Raw genomic sequence first — 16,021 nt, 5'->3', positions numbered from 1 at the left:
TCTGCGCTGGCGAGCGGCGAGAGGCGGCCTTATCCGGCCTGGAAGCACAAGACCACCCCTCTACCGACCACACCTCCGAGCGGCAGCCGCCTGTCTTCCTACCAGAGATAGCGGTTGAGCCAGCTCAGTATACGCTCTTCGCGATCGCGCAGGTGGGCCAGCTCGCGCAGGCCATGCCCCTCGCGCGGATAGATCACCAACTCGGCGGGTACATTGCACTCGCGCAGGGCGCGATAGAAGGCGTAGGCCTGGCTGACCGGTACGCAGTCGTCCTCGGCGCCATGCAGAATCAGGGTCGGGGTTGTCACCCGAGCCGCGTAGGTCAGCGGCGAGCGTGCGCGGTAGATCTCCGCTTGAGTCAGCGGATCGGCCTGCAGAAAGCGCCTATCGAAGTCAGGAATATTCGTCTGAGCGTGGAAGCCATGCCAATCGCAGATCCCGGCGCCCATGACTGCCGCCCGAAAGCGACGAGCCTGAGTCACGGCCCAGGCCGCCAGGAAGCCGCCGTAGCTCCAGCCGACGATGGCCACGCGCTGGCCATCGACCAGCCCGCGAGCCGCCAGCGCATCGATGCCCTGCAACACATCCTGTAGATCCTTGCCACCCATATCGCCGACCACAGCCTCCGCGAAGGCCCGGCCGCGCCCCAGGCTGCCGCGCACATTGGGGCGCAGCACCGCATAGCCAGCGGAGGCCAGCAACAGGCTCCAGCCGGCCTCAAAGCCCGCCAGGAAAGCCCCAGTTGGGCCGCCGTGCACCCAGACCACCAGCGGCGGCGCCCCCTGGTCGCGGCGCACCAGTGGCGGCGTAAAGAGCGCCGCGATCTGCCAGTCATCTGCGCCGCGATAGCTGAGGCGCTCGCTCCGTGGCAAGAGCCAGGTCTCCTCGGCCAGCGGATTCAGGCGTGTCAGGCGCCGCCAGCTCAGGCCGGGTCGCAGGGCCTCTCCCTGGTCCCCTGCTGGAGCCTCTTGCAGCTCGGCGCAATAGAGATCAAGCGGCTGCTCAGGCGAAGTGCGCGTTGTCAGCAGGCGACGCAGATCCGGGGTAGTCGCGAGGCCGGGCCAGCCCTCTCGCAGCACCACATCAGCCTCTACGACCTGGCGCCTGCCGCTCGCCTCATCCAGGATGCCGATCTGCTGGCTCAGCTCGCACCAGGCGGTGTAGAGCAGGTGCTGCCCGTCGGGGAACCAGCGACACCAGGCCACACTGATGTCGGCGTTGGGAGTCAAGTTACGGCTCTCGCCACGCTCCAGAGAGAGCACGAAGAGATCGCCGGCTCCGCGGATCACATCGCTCCACTCGCCTGAGACGAAAGCGATGCGCCTCCCATCCGGCGACCAGGTCAGGCCGCTGGCCTGGTGCTCCAGGTGGGTGAGCTGTTGCAGCGGGCCGCCTTCGGCCTCGACAAGGCCGATCTGGCCGCGGTACCAGGTTGTCAATTCTGGCCCTTCAGAGAAATAGACAGCGAAGCGACGGCCATCTGGAGACCAGGCATATTCCCAAATGGCCAGGCCCTGGGGCGTTACCGGGCGAGGCAGACCCTCATCGAGATAGACCGTCCACAAGCGCTGGCAGCGCTCGGCCTCGTGCCCAAAGACGCGCGGGTCATCCTCCGGCTTCGGCTGCTCATAGCCGAGGAAGGCCAGGCGCGAGCCATCCGGGGACCAGGCGAGGTCACTCATGCCGCCCGGCAACATACAGAGGCGGCGGGCTGGCCCGCCCTCAGCCGCCATCACAAAGAGGGCCAGCCGCTCTTTGTCATCGTTGCCTCCGGGGCTGCTCTTCGCCAGAAAGGCGAGCCGGCGCCCATCGGGCGACCAGCGTGGACAATACTGCTCACCCATATCCAGGCCGGCAGAGAGCGGGCGCGGCTCACTCGCAGCTTCGCCGCCCTCTTCGCCGATCTCCAGCAGCCAGATCCGTCGCAGCGGACATGACTGACCGGGCACCGGTTCGCGCACCACAAAGGCCACGCGGCGCCCATCGGACGATAGATCATACTCCTCCAGCCAGCGCAGGCGCGCGGTCTCCCCCGGGCCGACCAGACGCCGCGAGCGCGGCACCCGCTCAGTTTGACCGGCAGAGGACACAGACAGAAAAGCTTCGTTGCTCACGGGCTGCTTGCTCCTTTCTTCCCTTCTCCGATGCACCTGTCGCCTCGCTTCTCAGCCCGCCTGGCGCGTCAGACATTCTTGCGCTGGCCGGGCCGAGCGCTGCCCTTGCCATCTACAGGAAACGCAAAGCGCACGCACCACCAGGCGGGGCAGCGTTGTTCTCGCCGCAGAGCCGTCCATCACAGGCAGACGGCCAGCCGTCAGCAAGAGAGCGGCTCTGTCAAGAAGGAGGCGTTGTCTGCTATTATAAGGGAAAGGAGAACCAGAACCCACCCGAGCCGTCGAGGTACCTGAACATGTACGAACTCCTCATCCTGCTCATGCTGATGCGCGGGCCGGCCCACGGCTACCTCATCGCCAAAGTCATCAACGACATGATCGGCCCCTATGCCGCCCTCAGTCATGGCCGGCTCTATCCACTGCTGGCCAAGCTAGAGCAGCAAGGACTCATCCAGGTCGAACAGAGCGGCAGCGGCCAGCAGAGCGACCGACAAACGCGCGTCTATCGCATCACCGAAGCCGGGCGCCAGCGTTTTCATCAGCTCATGATGGACACCACTTCCAACCTGGGAGAATACCGCGAAATCTTTGCCCATAAAGTCGAAGGTTTTGAATTCCTCACCCCAGCCGAGCGCCTGCACTTAATCGAGCACTACATCAACTACTGCGAAGCCCACATCCAGCACCTCTATGCCAAAGCGGAAGAAATCCTAAACAAATTTGCCAACAGTCCAGCCCCCTGGCCCTCCGAGCGTCTAGAAAACAAGCTGAACACCTTCTATCACCGTATTGAGCACTGGAAACTTGAATTGCGCTGGGTCAAACGACTGCGCGAGAGCGCTCTACAGAGTCAGGCCAGGCAGGAAGAAGCCGCCGCCGCCAGCGGGCAGGGCCTGGCCCCACAAAGCGACTAGCGCCGCCGCGCCGCAGCCCCACCCGTGCGCAGCAGCAGCCGGGCAGCAGCCGATCGCCCGCTCACCAGAACATCCATCCCCGCGATCGCCCAGACCACCACCTCCCCGAGCCAGACCCCTGAGCGGAACCTCGCGGAGACTACAGCCAGCGCAGCCTTCGCCCCGCGCAGCCGCAGCCCAGGCGACCCACCTGCCTCCACACCACCCCGTAGACTGACCTGGCAACTGCCCTGGCCAGGCTGCCAGCCGCTCTACAGGCCCGCTCTAACCAACATACCCTATCTACCTTTCCTGCCTGACACACCTGTTTCGCCCGCAAGCGCGACCGTTTGGCCTTTCCACCAACAGCATCGGTCGGCCCGGCGAGCCACTCCCTTCTCTGCTCAACCTCCCCGGCTAACCGGAGCTGACTGCTGGCGCTGCTCCCTAGAGAGCAGCCAGCGTCTCGGCCACGGGCACCTCAGCGCCGCTGTCCCGTCCCCCATAGCGAGCGTGTCCACGGCCCGCGAGCAGCGCCAGCAGCGTCAACAAGCAGCCCAGAGCCGCAAAAGCCGCGGAAGCCCACCACGTAGCCGCAAAAGCCGCCATGACCTCTTGCTGAAAAATGTCCGTGAGCCGGACGCTGAGCTGGCGCAGATGCCCGCGCACCATCTCCCGCTGCGGGCCAGGAGAGGCCATCTGCGCCAGCGGAGTCAAATCGACCGTTGTCGTCGCTCCCGTCTGAGCCTCCCCCTTTGCCTGCCCACCAGCGACATGCTGCAGGCCGGCCACCAGGCGACTGCGCAAAGCTGGCGGTAGCTGCTGATCAGCTACCACGAGCTGCACACTGCGGCTCTGGGCCTGCTGGACATGCTGCTGCACCTGGGAAGTAAAGAGCGCAATCAGCACAGCCACTCCCAGAGCAAAACCTAACTGGCGGCAGGTATTCAAGATACCGCTACCAACCCCCAACTGAGCCGGCGGCACCTCACTGAGAGCAAACGTCGGAAAACTCTGAAAACACAGGCCCATACCCACCCCAATCAAGGCCAGATGCCAACTTGTCGTCAGCGCATCCGCCGAGGCATCGATGAGAGCCAGCAGCGCGAACCCCAGCGCCACCAGCAGCAGGCCGGTCAGGCCCACCAGCGGCGGCGGCAGGCGGCGCCCCCAGGCCCCCATCAGCAGCGAGACCACCAGCGAAGCCAGCGGCAGCGGCAGGAGAGCATAAGCCGCATCCAACTGACCATAGCCGCGCAGCTCGATAAAGTAGAAGACCGCAATCACAAAGGCCCCCTGCATCGCCACCCCAAAGAGCAACATCGCTACATCGGAGAGCAGAAAACTCCGCACCCTGAAGAGCCGCAGATCGACCATTGGCTCCCGTACGCGGACCTCCACCGCGACAAAGCCCAGCAAGCTCACCAGCGCCAGCCCCAAGAGCGCCAGCGTTGGAGCCGAGAGCCAGCCCCAGCTATTGCCCTGCAGAATGGCCAGCACCAGCAAGAACAGGGCCGCGCTCAACAGAAGCAGGCCGGGCCAATCGAGGCGCTCGGCCCGCTCCCCCTGGCGCACAACCCGCGTCTCCGGCACCCACAGCCAGACCAGGACCAGCCCCACCAGACAGAACGGCAGATTGACATAAAAAATCCAGCGCCAGCTCAAAAACTGAACGATCAGTCCTCCCAGCACTGGCCCAAGGGCCGAAGCCAGACCAGCCGCCGCCCCCCACAGGCCCACCGCTGCCCCCCGTTGTTCGCGGGGAAAGATCGCCATCAGAATGGCCAGGCTGATCGGATTGAGCACAGCCGCCCCCACCGCCTGAAAGGCGCGGAAGCCGATCAGCCAGCCGATCGCAGGAGCCAGCCCACAGAGCAGCGACCCCAGCATAAAAATCGCCATCCCCGCCATAAAGATCCACTTCCGCCCAAACAGATCGGCCAGCCGGCCAGCCGTCACCAACAGCACCGCGAACACCAGATTATAGGCATCCAGCACCCAGCCCGCCGTTGTCAGATCGGTATGCAGTTGCTGCACAATAGCCGGCAAGGCGATCGTCACAATCGACAGATCCAACAAGGCCATAAAGAGGCCGAACATCATCGCCAGCAAGGCCAGCCAGGGATTGGCCCCTGGCACCCGGCTGGTCGCCGGCCTTGATGATTGCACCATGCCCTTTACCTCCCTCTCTGCCTTTGCGCCAGAAAGAGCCAGATCTCCGAAAGAGAGCCTTCCCTCCACCGCAGTTCTTTCCCTGCCGTGAACAGGCCTGATCGCAGGGCCGATCAGCTCCTGAGCAGGCGAGCACCGCTAGCAGATTCTGCGGTGAGGGGGTGATATCTCACAGTGACCTACTATACTCTCATTTTTGATGAAAGTCAATAGCTGGATAGACTAATCCACCTATTCATATTGATATTTTTGGAGGTTTATAGAGGTCACAATGACCGTTCCTTGACGTGAAAGGGGCCAGGCTGAGAGGGCGGGAGATTGCGCGTAGATGGTGGCAAAGGCAGGAGGGCCGATCAGCAAGCGGCGAGAACTGGAAGTTTCCCCTCGTCAAAGCGAAAGAGACGTGCGATACTGTAGCCGTGCATCAGAACACCGAGAGGCACAACTCAACAACGTCCTTGCCGGACCCAAATCTTGGGCGAACACTGTAGCGCGCTGACAGCTCCTCGCCCACTCACAAGGGAGGAAAAGAGAAAGCATGGCGAGCTTTGCCTACACCCGCGGACTACACGACCTTGGCAACGACCTGTACGCCTATCTGCAACCGCCTGGCACCTGGGGTCTGAGCAACGCCGGCCTCATCGCCGATGGTCAAGCCACACTGCTAGTCGACACCCTGTTCGACCTCAAACTGACCCGAGAAATGCTCGAGACCATGAAGCGGGCTGTTCCAGCGGCGTCGCAGATCGGCACCGTTGTCAACACCCACGCTAACGGAGACCACTGCTATGGCAACCAGTTGCTTGCCAACGCCGAAATCATTGCCTCCGAGCAAGCCGCCATTGAGATGCGAGAAGACCCGCCCGAGCGCCTGCATATGTTGCTCTCCCAAACGGCGAACCTGCCCCAACTGCAGCGCTTCCTCCAGCGGGCCTTTGGGGCCTTTGACTTCAGTAACATCACCCTGACCCCGCCAACACGCACCTTTAGCGGTGAGCTAACCCTCCACGTTGGCAGCAAAGAGGTGCGCCTGATCGAAGTCGGGCCGGCCCATACACGTGGCGACATCATCGTTTACGTTCCCAGCGACCGCGTCCTCTTCAGCGGTGACATACTCTTTATCGGTGGCCACCCGATCATGTGGGCCGGCCCTACCGCTAACTGGCTGCGGGCCTGCGACCTGATTCTGCAGCTCGACCCTGAAATCATCGTTCCTGGTCACGGCCCCATCACCGACAAGCGCGGCGTCAGCGAAGTCAAGGGCTACTTGCAATACGTCTATAACGAGGCCCGCAAGCGCTACGAAGCCGGCATGTCGGCCCTGGAAGCGGCGCGCGATATCCCTCTGGACCGCTACGCTACCTGGACCGACGGCGAGCGCATTGTAGCCAATGTCGCCGCTATGTACCGCGAATTCAGCGGCGATCAGAGCCAGCCGGAAAAGCCCCTGCTCTTCGCCAGCATGGCCGCGCTGGCCTCTTAAGGCCGGGTTCAGGCCCCGCTTCTCTCCTGCTCTGCCCTCTGGCCAGAAGAGGCTTGAGGCCAGGAGAGGGGATAGATAGCAACAACAAGACGAGACCGGGGAGTCGTGGCCTTTCGTTCTCCGGCTACAACATAAGCCGGGATTACTGAGGGCAAGCACCATGAAATTGGTCACCTACGTACTCGACCCCAGCACGCCGCGCGAAGAGGGGCGGGCCGGCGTGCTGCTCAATGATCTCGTGCTCGACCTGGCAGCCCTTGGTCGCTGGGCCGCCCAGCGCGAGACCGCCTTTGCGCGCCTCAGCCCGGACCGCGAGACGCCGCTACCTGCAACGCTCCTGGCCCTGCTCCAGCAAGGAGCTGCGGCCTGGGAACGGCTGCGGGTCGCGCTGGCTCTGGCGGCTCAGGAGGAACCGAGGCGGCTGCAAGAGCAGGCCGGCCTGGCCTTTTCGCTGGAGCAGGTTCGCCTGCGCCCGCCCATTCCCAACCCGCCCACCATTCGCGATTTCTTCGCCTTCGAGGCCCATGTACGCAACGCACGCGCCCGCAGCGGTCTGGAGGTTCCCGCCCAATGGTATCAGATACCCGTCTTCTACTTCTCCAACACCTCAGCTCTCTACGGACATGACGAAGCCATTCCCTACCCGCGCCTGAGCCAGGCACTGGACTACGAGCTAGAGATCGCCGCCGTCATCGGGCGCGCAGGCCAGGACATCCCCGCCGAGCAAGCCTCGGACTACATCGCGGGCTATATGATCATGAACGACTGGAGCGCGCGCGATCTTCAACTGCAAGAAATGGCCGTCCAGCTCGGCCCCGCCAAAGGCAAGGACTTCGCCACCTCCTTCGGCCCCTGGCTGGTCACGCCCGACGAACTGCAGCCTTACCGGCGCGGCAGCGGCGCCGACGAGCGCTTCGACCTGCCCATGCGCGCCCGCGTCAACGGTCTCCTGCTGACCGAGGCCAACTTTCAGGAAATCTACTACACTTTCCCCCAGATGATCGAGCGCGCCTCACAGCATGTGCGCCTGCGCCCCGGCGACATCCTCGGCTCCGGCACCTGCGGAGGTGGCTGCCTGCTCGAATTGGGCCAGGAACGTCACCGCTGGCTCAACGTAGGTGATGTTGTTGAGCTAGAAGTCCGGGGACTGGGCCTGCTGCGCAACACCATCGGCGCCTCTCACGCCTGAGCTGGCCGGCCTGGCCCAGCGGGGCAGCTAGCAGCAAGCAGACAAGAGAGAGCGAGGAGCGAAGGCGTGGCCTGAACTTCAGCCTTCGCTCCCCTTGCTTGTCCTTAAAGGAGACCCGTGGAAATGCGGCGGCTGTTCACTCTCCTCCTTCCCTGCCCTCGGCTAGCCAGGTCGTCCCTCCTGCGGCGGAAGCTGGCGCGCTCTATACTCTTGCTGAGCCTCGGTCGCACTCGAACCGGACGCGGAGGGAGGCCTCCCCTCCTCTACAGAGAGGACCCGCTCCTCCGCTAGCTCTTCCAATACTCGATCACGCCGTCGCTGATCGCTAATGGCCCTGGCCAGACGTAAGCTGAGACAGATGCGCTCAATCTCTAATGTCGTCAGACGCAGGGCCTCTAGCCGCTTTCCCAGGTCTTCCCGCTCGCTGCTCTTGACTTTGATGAGCTGTCCTATCAGACTCACCAGCAACGTGGCAACAGAGAGAATGGAGCCACCCACAACGGAGGCGCGGAACATGATGACTAGCGCCACCATCACGCAGAGCCAGACAATGACTCGCGTCTCATAGAAGATGATGCGATTGGCGCGGCGAAGCTCTTCATAGTCCGACTTCAGCAATTGATAGAAATCAGCCAGATGGTCGGGAAAGTATGCCAGCGGCTCAGAGGGGGGATCTACCATCTTCGAATGAGCCTGGCGCCGCCTGGCGCGGCGGGATGTACCCTCCGGTCCTTCAGCTCCCTCAGAGGCCCCTGCTCCCTGCTCAGCCGAGCGATCACGCATACTAGCCCCCCAACCCGGCACAGGATCGCCTGCAACGCATATTATATTGATATTCTATTCATCAATAGCATCTTAGACAGTTCTTACTCGCAAGAGAGAGGAGGCTGATGGGGGCCCTGCCAGTGCGCGAGCAAGGAAGCAATGGCCTCTCCACGTTTCTGAGCATCAGCCACCTCATAGGCCCGAAAACATTCCAGATAGGCAACATACAGCTCTTGCAAATGTTGCAAGTGCTCCTCCAGCTCGCGCTGATAGCGCTGGTGCAGGCGCAGCAGCGCCAGCGAGAGCACGATCGCCAGTGCGGCAGCTCCAATGCTCCACTCCAGCGGCGCGGCAAGCAAGAGACCAGCCAGGGCCGCCCCCAGGAAGACTATGCTGACCGGTAAGATGCCGATCACCAATCGATAGATAAGAGCCAGGCGCAAACGAAGGCGCCCATGTTCCTCACTCAGGCGCTGATAGCAGGCATCCAGCCTGGCAAGATGCTCCTCAGCCAGATCATAGCAGACTGCCCCAGGCAGCTCCTCCGTCTCATTGGGCAGGGCCTCATCACTGACCACCAGCGTAGGGGCGGCTAGCCCCCTCTCGTTCCCGCGTAGCACCCTGGGAGTACGGAACCGTGTTCCCATCAGGGCCTCCTTCTCGCCGACCAGGAAGGAAGTGTAAGCAATAGCAGATCACCTTAGTTCTTATTATAATTTAATAAAGAAATTGAAGATCTCTATATAACTTAAAAGGAGATAAAACAAACGAGATATAACAGAAAAATGAGAGGAAAATGGGGAGTGAAACACTTGACAGAGTGCAGAAAGAAATCAGCTCAGCGGTCCCCAGGGCTTCATCCGGCGGCGGGCCTTCTGGGCCTCCTGATACTGGCCGAGCAGCTCATAGATCTCAGCCTTCAGCATCCAGGCGCGGGCATAACTGCGATCAAGCTCCGTGGCCTCATTGAGGGCATCCAGCGCGGCCCGATGGTGGCCGAGCCGCAGCAGGGCCTCTGCCTTATTGCACCAGGCCACAGCGCTGTGAGGATTAATCAAGAGCGCCCGCGTATAGGCCTCGACTGCCCCCGCAAAATCATGCAGCGCCGAGCGAGCATTGCCCAGCCCATTCCAAGCATGGAAACTGTGAGGATCACAGGCCAGCGCCTGCTCATAGGAGGCCAGCGCCTCTGTGGTCAGCCCCATATCTAGCTGCGCATCCGCCTTCCCATTCCAGGCCGCCACATAATGCGGATCGAGAGCCAGGGCCCGTTCAAAATGGACCAGAGCCTGCTGATAGCGCTGCAGGCGGTGTAGCGCCAGCCCGGCGCTTACCCAGACCACCGCGCTCTCGGGATCGATCTCCGTGGCCCGCTGAAACGCCTCATACGCCTTACGATAGTTGCCCTGATTATACAGCGCCGTTCCCTTACCATTCCAGGCATGGAAGTTCCGGGGAGAGAGCTGCAGCGCCTCCTCATACGCCCGCAGCGCCTGTGCATAGTGCTGCTGCCGCAAGAGCTGATCGCCCTCCTGGCACTTCTCACGCACACTACTGCTAATGCGCGAGGAAACACGCGCCTGCGACTGGACCGGCAAAGGCGCACTGGCGCGCGTCTCCAGGGTGTCGCCCTCAACCTCGCTCGGCAGAGCAGGCGCCGCCTGAGCAGGCAGCGCGCGCCGACCGCCCGCCATCGGCGGTAGACGCACCGCCTCGCGAGAGCGCAAGACCAAGGCCCGCGCCCCCGTCCCTGGCTGCAAGGCTCGGTCAAAATCATATTGAAACTCTAACATGTCGCTATAGCGCTCTTCCGGGCGCGGCGCCAGCGCCCGGAGCAGCACCTCATCCAACTCCGGCATCAGCTCACGATTGAGCGAAGAAGGGGGGACAATCGTGCCACTCAAGGGATCATGGGGATGATAACCGGTGAGCATTTCGTAGAGGACGACCGCACAACCGTATTGATCACTGCGAGGATCAACAATACCATGCGCCTGCTCGGGAGCCATATAGCCAACTGTGCCACGCACAGTCACAGTCATTCCAACCCGCGCCCCCGGCGCCAGCGCGCGAGCAATGCCAAAGTCAGTGATTACCAGGCGGTGATCTTCCTGGTGAATCAGGAGATTTTCAGGCTTGATATCGCGATGAATCACGGGGCGAGGACGCGTATGAGCATAATGCAGCGCCGACACCAACTGATGGAAATACTGGACGCTTTCCCAGAAGGGCAAGGGCCCGCCAGCGCTGGCCAGACGTGTGCGCAGCGAGCCAGCGGTATAGAGCGGCATAATCAAAAAGACGCTGGGGCCATCGCGGCCATAGTCCAGAACCGGGGCGATATTGGGGTGATCCAGGGCAGCCGCGATACGCGCCTCGCGCAAAAAATGCTCCCGCTCGTTTGTTGTGGTGCGACTGGGCAGCAGCAACTTGATCGCCACATAGCGCGACAAATGGCGATCGACCCCCCGGAAGACCGCCGCATAGCCTCCCTTACTGATCAGGGCCTCAACCACATAGCGACCGGCGAGCGCGGTTCCCAACAGAGGGAGAGCGCAGGCCCGGCAGAACAAATCAGACTCGCGATTCTCGTACCCGCAGTCATCCAGGTCGGCGCAGCGTCGCATGCCCTCCTCCTCTTTGCAGTCTCTCACAGTCTCTCCGTGCACGGCACGCACTCAACACCAGGCGCACCTGATGTCAACCGAGGCAGCAAGCCACCTCGTGTCCTCCATACCTCTCACGTGCTCGTCCTCTTTCACCCAATCCAGATCACGTCTTGCGCAACGCCGCCTGTTGCTCCAACGAGCGTACCCACTCCTGGCAGGAGCGGGCCTCCTCGCTGCGTCCGAGGCGTTCCAGCACGACCGCCTTATTATGCCAGGCATCAGGCTCCTCAGGCGCGAAGGCTGTCGCCTGATCCAGCGCGGCCAGAGCTTCCTCAAGGCGGCCCAGCGCGAAGAGCGACAACCCCTTATTGTTCCAGGCAGCAATATAGTGGGCATCGAGGGCCAACGCGCGATCAAAAGCCTCTAGAGCCTCCTGATAGCGCCCCAGCTCATGAAGAAGGCTCCCCTTGTTGTACCAGGCGGAGATGAGGCCATCATCGTAACGCAGGGCCTGGTCATAGGATTCGAGGGCATCCTCATACATATGCAGTGCAGCCAAGACGTTTCCTCGATTATACCATGCGCCGGCCAGAGTGGGATCAAGCTCTAAGGCCTCATCATAGGCGGCAAGCGCCTCCGCATAGCGGCGCAGGTCGCGCAGATCGTTGGCCTTATCAAAATGATAGAGGGCATTATGCGGCTCCAGTTGCAGGGCGCGCTCATGCAGCGGAAGCGCCTGATCGGGCTGCTTCAGGCGCCGCAAAATATTGCCCTTGATATCCCACAATGACGCCCGCTGACTATCCAGCTCCAAGGCCCGATCGACCGCGATGAGGGCCTCCTCATAGCGCTGCAGACTATAGAGTGTATCGCTCATCGCCTGCCAGATCACGCTTTGATTAGGATCAAGCACCAGGGCGCGATCGAAAGCAAGCAGGGCCTCCTCCGGGCGATTCTGCTCGGCCAGCGCCATCCCGCGACCACTCCAGGCGAAAGCCGAATTCGGATCGAGGGCCAACGCCTGGTCATAACAATACATCTCCTCATCGTAGCGCCCCAGCTCATGCAGCACACTCGCGCGCGAGTTCCACAGCTCGGGATCATCAGGGCGCAGGCGTAGAGCATAATCATAGGCTGCCAGGGCCTCCTCTGGACGCCCGAGCAACATCAAGGTTGCTCCCTTGCCGATCCAGGCCTCTACTGGGCTGCCCTGTGAGCGAATAGCTACTTCGTAAGCCGCTAAGGCCTCCTCATAGCGCTGCTGTTCATAGAGGCTGTTGGCCTCAGCCAGCCAATCGCGGACGCCCGCCGGGGTCGTTCGACGCTGAGTGACGGCGCCGCGCGCCAGCGCCGGATGACGTTCGGTGCTGACTTCGTCCTCTGCCGCATCCACCATCTCCTCTTTTACCTCAGCCGCGGCCTGGACTGTCGTTTCCGCCTCCGGCCAGAAGAGATCACTTCCCACGCGGACCGTCATATGGGGACGGAACTGGCGCGCGGGTTGGCGCGCCGGGTCAAACTCCGTCTTCACCAGAAAGGCCACCGGCCCATCCTGGCCATAATCGGTCACGCGAATGCTTCCTGGCTCATGTACACGACTAGAGAGCGACATGGCCAGCTCCGCATCCTGCAGGAACTCTTCCCGCTCCTGCTCCGTCGTCTCACGTGGGCGCAGCACACGCACCATCACCGGTAGCCCGCGATGATGATCCAGGGCCTGCAACGTTACCGTCTGGCGGTCGCGTGAAAGGAGATCCATAATTTCATAGCGCCCCAGCAGGAATGAGCCTCTGGTCGGAATTCCACATCGGGCGCAAAAACGCACTTTATCGGGATTCTGATAACCACAGCCTTCGGCGTCCAAACAGCCCCCCATGGGCCTCCTCCCTGCTCAGCACATCGTTTTAACAATGTTCCCTCATACATACAGACACGTAGACATCGCAGAAACGGTGAAAAAGTAGCATGCAAGCATATGGGGACCCGCGACCTACTCTAACGAACGGGTCCTGCTCTGTCAAGAGAACGTTCCAGCATGCTTTTCTCATGATACCACAAAGTGCGGTCTAAACGCTGCCCAGCGGCCATTTTCGCCTGTCCCTCCCCCTCCCTGGGGGCTTGCCTTCTGTCTCAGGCCGTGTCATAATGAAAAGGATCTCAGCAGATTTGCTGTAGTCGTCGCCTGCGGAGATCCTCTATAGTAAGAGCAAAATGCTGTGATGGTCGGTGCTTGGCTGAGCCCGGCTCGGCTCGCTTTGGTTTGATTCGGCCTGGCTGTGAGGAAGTTGCTCCGCAGGAGGGTTCTTTACCGTGTTCAGTGAGCTACGAGAGCAGGACGATAGCAGGATGACAATACAGGCCGCCCCCGGCGCTGTCAATGGCGACCATGAGGAACAGCGGGTGATTCGCGTACTGCTCGCTGATGATCATGCTTTGGTACGTGAGGGAACACGGCGCTTGCTCGAGGCGGAGAGCGATGTCGAGGTGGTGGCTGAAGCGGCAAGCGGCGAGGAGGCGGTGGAGGCCGCCCGCCGCTTGAATCCCGATATTGCGATTATGGATATCGCTATGCCTGGCATGGGGGGGATCGAGGCTACTCGCCAGATCAAGGCCCATTGTCCCAAAACGGCTGTGCTCGTCCTCTCGGCTTATGACGATGAGCAGTACTTGATCGCGCTGCTTGAAGCAGGGGCCGCCGGCTTCCTTTTGAAGAATGTGCACGGTCAGGAGCTGGTGAATGCGATCCGCGCCGTGGCGCGCGGTGAGTCGGTGCTGCAACCGTCACTGACAGAGAAGATGATGCGCCGTCTGACCAACCGCAGCCACCCGGCTCAGCGTTCCTCGGACCTGCTCAGTGAGCGCGAGTTTGATGTCCTGCGTCTGGCAGCCCGCGGCTTGCCGAATAAGGAGATCGCTCGCCGCCTGGGCTTGAGTATTCGCACCGTGCATAGCCATCTGGCTAACATTTTCCAGAAGATGCAGGTCGGCTCGCGCACTGAGGCCGTGCTCCAGGCCCTGCGCCAGGGGATGATCTCACTCCAGGATACCTATGATACTCAATGAGAACCATGCTCAAGCAGGCACAGTTCTCGTGGCTACGACTGCTGGTCAGTGTGCTCTCCCTGGCCATCGCTTTCCCCCTGTTGCTCTGGTCCGTCCACAATTATCGACCAGCCCCTAATTTTTACGGTCCGCGCGCGATCTATAGTTTGGTCGCTCTGACTTCGCTGTTGGCTCTCCTGGGGCGCTTTTCTCTCTTGCGCCTCCTGCGCTCCGAGCTTGCTAATCCCAAAAATACCCGCCAACAGGTTCTTGACACCTGGCGTCCGCTTTTCCTCTTCGATATTACCGCCCCTTTCTATTTAGCCGCCAGCGTCCTGATCAGCGTGCCCGCCGCGGTGCTGACGGCGCTGATCACTCAGATAGTTCTCCAGAGCTATACGCTGGCACGCGGTTTCATTTCCTGGAGCGAGGCTTGCTATCGCCTGGCCAGCACCGCACTGATCGTCTTTGTGGCCGGCACGGTCTATGTCTGGGTGGCAGGCAGCACCCATCTGCCCATCCAGCAAAACGGACGTCTGGCGGAAACCAATGAGCTGCTCGGCAGCGTGCTGGCTGCTGTCGTCATGATGGCGCTTATCGCCCTGACTGCGCTCCCGGTGCTGATTCGTTGGTCTGATCGCTCCGCCAGAACTTCCTGGCGCGCTTATCTGACGTCTCCTTTCCTGCGCTTTCAAGCGCTCGTGCTGAGCGTCGGCCCACTTCTACCCGTTGTCGATATTTTCGACGATGCGGCGGCCGAGTTAGCCTGGCTCTTCTTCCTCGTGCCACTCTTTGCCATCTATTATCTGGCTCTGGTCAGTACACGCCTGAGTATCCAGACCAACGAGCTGCAGCGTGCTCTCGAAGATTTACGTAGCGCGCGGCGGCGCCAGGATGAGTTACGTGACTATGCTTCCTTGATTACGCGCGTGCAGGAGGAGGAGCGGCGGCGCCTGGCTCGTGAGCTGCACGATGATACAGCCCAGGCGTTGATCGCGCTCTCCCTGGGATTGGATGGTTGGGCCGGGCGATGCGTCAGCTTCAGTTGCCTGAGAAAGATTTGGAGTGGCATGCCAGCCTGCAGAATCTGGCCGATCGCACGTTGGAGGGCGTGCGCCGCGCATGCCGCGATCTGCGTCCATCGGTGCTGGATGATTTGGGTCTGCATGCGGCTCTTGAATGGCTGAGCGATAGCTCAGCCGAGCGTGGCGTACCGTGTACGTTCAGTTGCTCGGGCGAGCCTCGCCCAACCTCTTCGGAGGCGGAGATCGCTGTCTTTCGCATTGTGCAGGAAGCGCTGTCTAATGTGTGGCGCCACTCGCAGGCAACTCAGGCCTGGCTGCACGTGGCCTATTTGCCTGACTGCCTGACGGTCACGGTCAGTGATAATGGCCGCGGCTTCGCTCCCGAACAGGTGGGGACGGGACGCGAGCACGGCTCTCAGGGGGGCCTGGGCTTGCTCGGGATGCGCGAGCGCGCAGCGTTGATCGGCGCAACTTTGTCGATTGAGTCAGCTCCGGGTCAAGGGTGCGTCGTCCGCCTGTCGCTGCCTTTGCAGCCCGAGCATGAGGAGGCCGGTCAACAGGAGCGGTAATACAGAGGAGGCCCGGCCCGCACTTCCCTTCCCTCTTTTGGCCCTTCAGCCCTGGCTGCTTTTTTTTTCCTGCCGATGGCAACCCGGACCCGGTCCGCTTTCTTCTCGCCCCCAGCGGACCGCGGCTCCCGCTTTTTTCTGCGAAGAAGACTAGGTACAT

General features: G+C 61.8%; 12 protein-coding genes. 6 read left to right on the top strand and 6 right to left on the bottom strand.

Annotated elements, in window-relative coordinates; genetic code table 11:
• Positions 1 to 98 precede the first annotated feature (98 nt).
• On the bottom strand, positions 99 to 2,114 hold the full coding sequence (locus AC6H1L_RS17765) for a S9 family peptidase (protein ID WP_497598804.1): 2,016 nt from the start codon (positions 2,112 to 2,114) through the stop codon (positions 99 to 101).
• 296 nt (positions 2,115 to 2,410) lie between these two features.
• Here AC6H1L_RS17765 and AC6H1L_RS17760 point away from each other — a divergent pair, with 296 nt between their 5' ends.
• Positions 2,411 to 3,028, top strand: coding sequence for a PadR family transcriptional regulator (locus tag AC6H1L_RS17760; RefSeq protein WP_497598803.1), 618 nt, complete (start codon positions 2,411 to 2,413; stop codon positions 3,026 to 3,028).
• Between the two features lie 426 nt (positions 3,029 to 3,454).
• On the opposite strand, the gene AC6H1L_RS17755 is transcribed toward AC6H1L_RS17760, so the two are convergent.
• On the bottom strand, positions 3,455 to 5,179 hold the full coding sequence (locus AC6H1L_RS17755; RefSeq protein WP_497598802.1) for an MFS transporter: 1,725 nt from the start codon (positions 5,177 to 5,179) through the stop codon (positions 3,455 to 3,457).
• 538 nt (positions 5,180 to 5,717) lie between these two features.
• On the opposite strand from AC6H1L_RS17755, the gene AC6H1L_RS17750 reads away from it, so the two are divergent.
• Positions 5,718 to 6,662, top strand: a complete 945-nt coding sequence (locus AC6H1L_RS17750; protein ID WP_497598801.1) for an MBL fold metallo-hydrolase — start codon at positions 5,718 to 5,720, stop codon at positions 6,660 to 6,662.
• 160 nt (positions 6,663 to 6,822) lie between these two features.
• Positions 6,823 to 7,851: a fumarylacetoacetate hydrolase family protein gene (locus tag AC6H1L_RS17745; protein WP_497598800.1), complete on the top strand. Its 1,029-nt coding sequence runs from the start codon at positions 6,823 to 6,825 to the stop codon at positions 7,849 to 7,851.
• A gap of 162 nt (positions 7,852 to 8,013) precedes the next feature.
• Here AC6H1L_RS17745 and AC6H1L_RS17740 read toward each other — a convergent pair whose 3' ends face one another.
• The 4 genes from AC6H1L_RS17740 to AC6H1L_RS17725 form a co-directional block, all read right to left on the bottom strand.
• Positions 8,014 to 8,634 carry a hypothetical protein gene (locus tag AC6H1L_RS17740; protein ID WP_497598799.1) on the bottom strand — a complete coding sequence of 207 codons (621 nt, stop codon included), beginning with the start codon at positions 8,632 to 8,634 and terminating at the stop codon, positions 8,014 to 8,016.
• Positions 8,635 to 8,717: 83 nt separating this feature from the next.
• A complete protein-coding gene (locus tag AC6H1L_RS17735; protein WP_497598798.1) occupies positions 8,718 to 9,263 on the bottom strand; it encodes a hypothetical protein in 546 nt (181 codons plus the stop codon).
• Between the two features lie 186 nt (positions 9,264 to 9,449).
• The gene (locus tag AC6H1L_RS17730) at positions 9,450 to 11,243 is read right to left on the bottom strand and encodes a protein kinase domain-containing protein (RefSeq protein ID WP_497598797.1); all 1,794 of its coding nucleotides are present in this window, start codon (positions 11,241 to 11,243) and stop codon (positions 9,450 to 9,452) included.
• Between the two features lie 145 nt (positions 11,244 to 11,388).
• A complete protein-coding gene (locus tag AC6H1L_RS17725; protein ID WP_497598796.1) occupies positions 11,389 to 12,984 on the bottom strand; it encodes a tetratricopeptide repeat protein in 1,596 nt (531 codons plus the stop codon).
• Between the two features lie 587 nt (positions 12,985 to 13,571).
• On the opposite strand from AC6H1L_RS17725, the gene AC6H1L_RS17720 reads away from it, so the two are divergent.
• Genes AC6H1L_RS17720 through AC6H1L_RS17710 form a run of 3 tightly spaced genes read left to right on the top strand, consistent with a single transcriptional unit; the run spans position 13,572 to position 15,861 of the window.
• The gene (locus AC6H1L_RS17720) at positions 13,572 to 14,288 is read left to right on the top strand and encodes a response regulator (RefSeq protein WP_497598795.1); all 717 of its coding nucleotides are present in this window, start codon (positions 13,572 to 13,574) and stop codon (positions 14,286 to 14,288) included.
• Between the two features lie 5 nt (positions 14,289 to 14,293).
• Positions 14,294 to 15,454: a histidine kinase gene (locus AC6H1L_RS17715; protein ID WP_497598794.1), complete on the top strand. Its 1,161-nt coding sequence runs from the start codon at positions 14,294 to 14,296 to the stop codon at positions 15,452 to 15,454.
• A complete protein-coding gene (locus tag AC6H1L_RS17710) occupies positions 15,412 to 15,861 on the top strand; it encodes a sensor histidine kinase (protein ID WP_497598793.1) in 450 nt (149 codons plus the stop codon). The genes AC6H1L_RS17715 and AC6H1L_RS17710 overlap by 43 nt, the downstream gene beginning before the upstream one ends.
• The last annotated feature ends 160 nt before the right edge of the window (positions 15,862 to 16,021 follow it).

Source organism: Thermogemmatispora argillosa (assembly GCF_059696725.1).
Note: the sequence above shows the minus strand (reverse complement) of the source record. Positions and strands in the feature narration are given on the sequence as shown.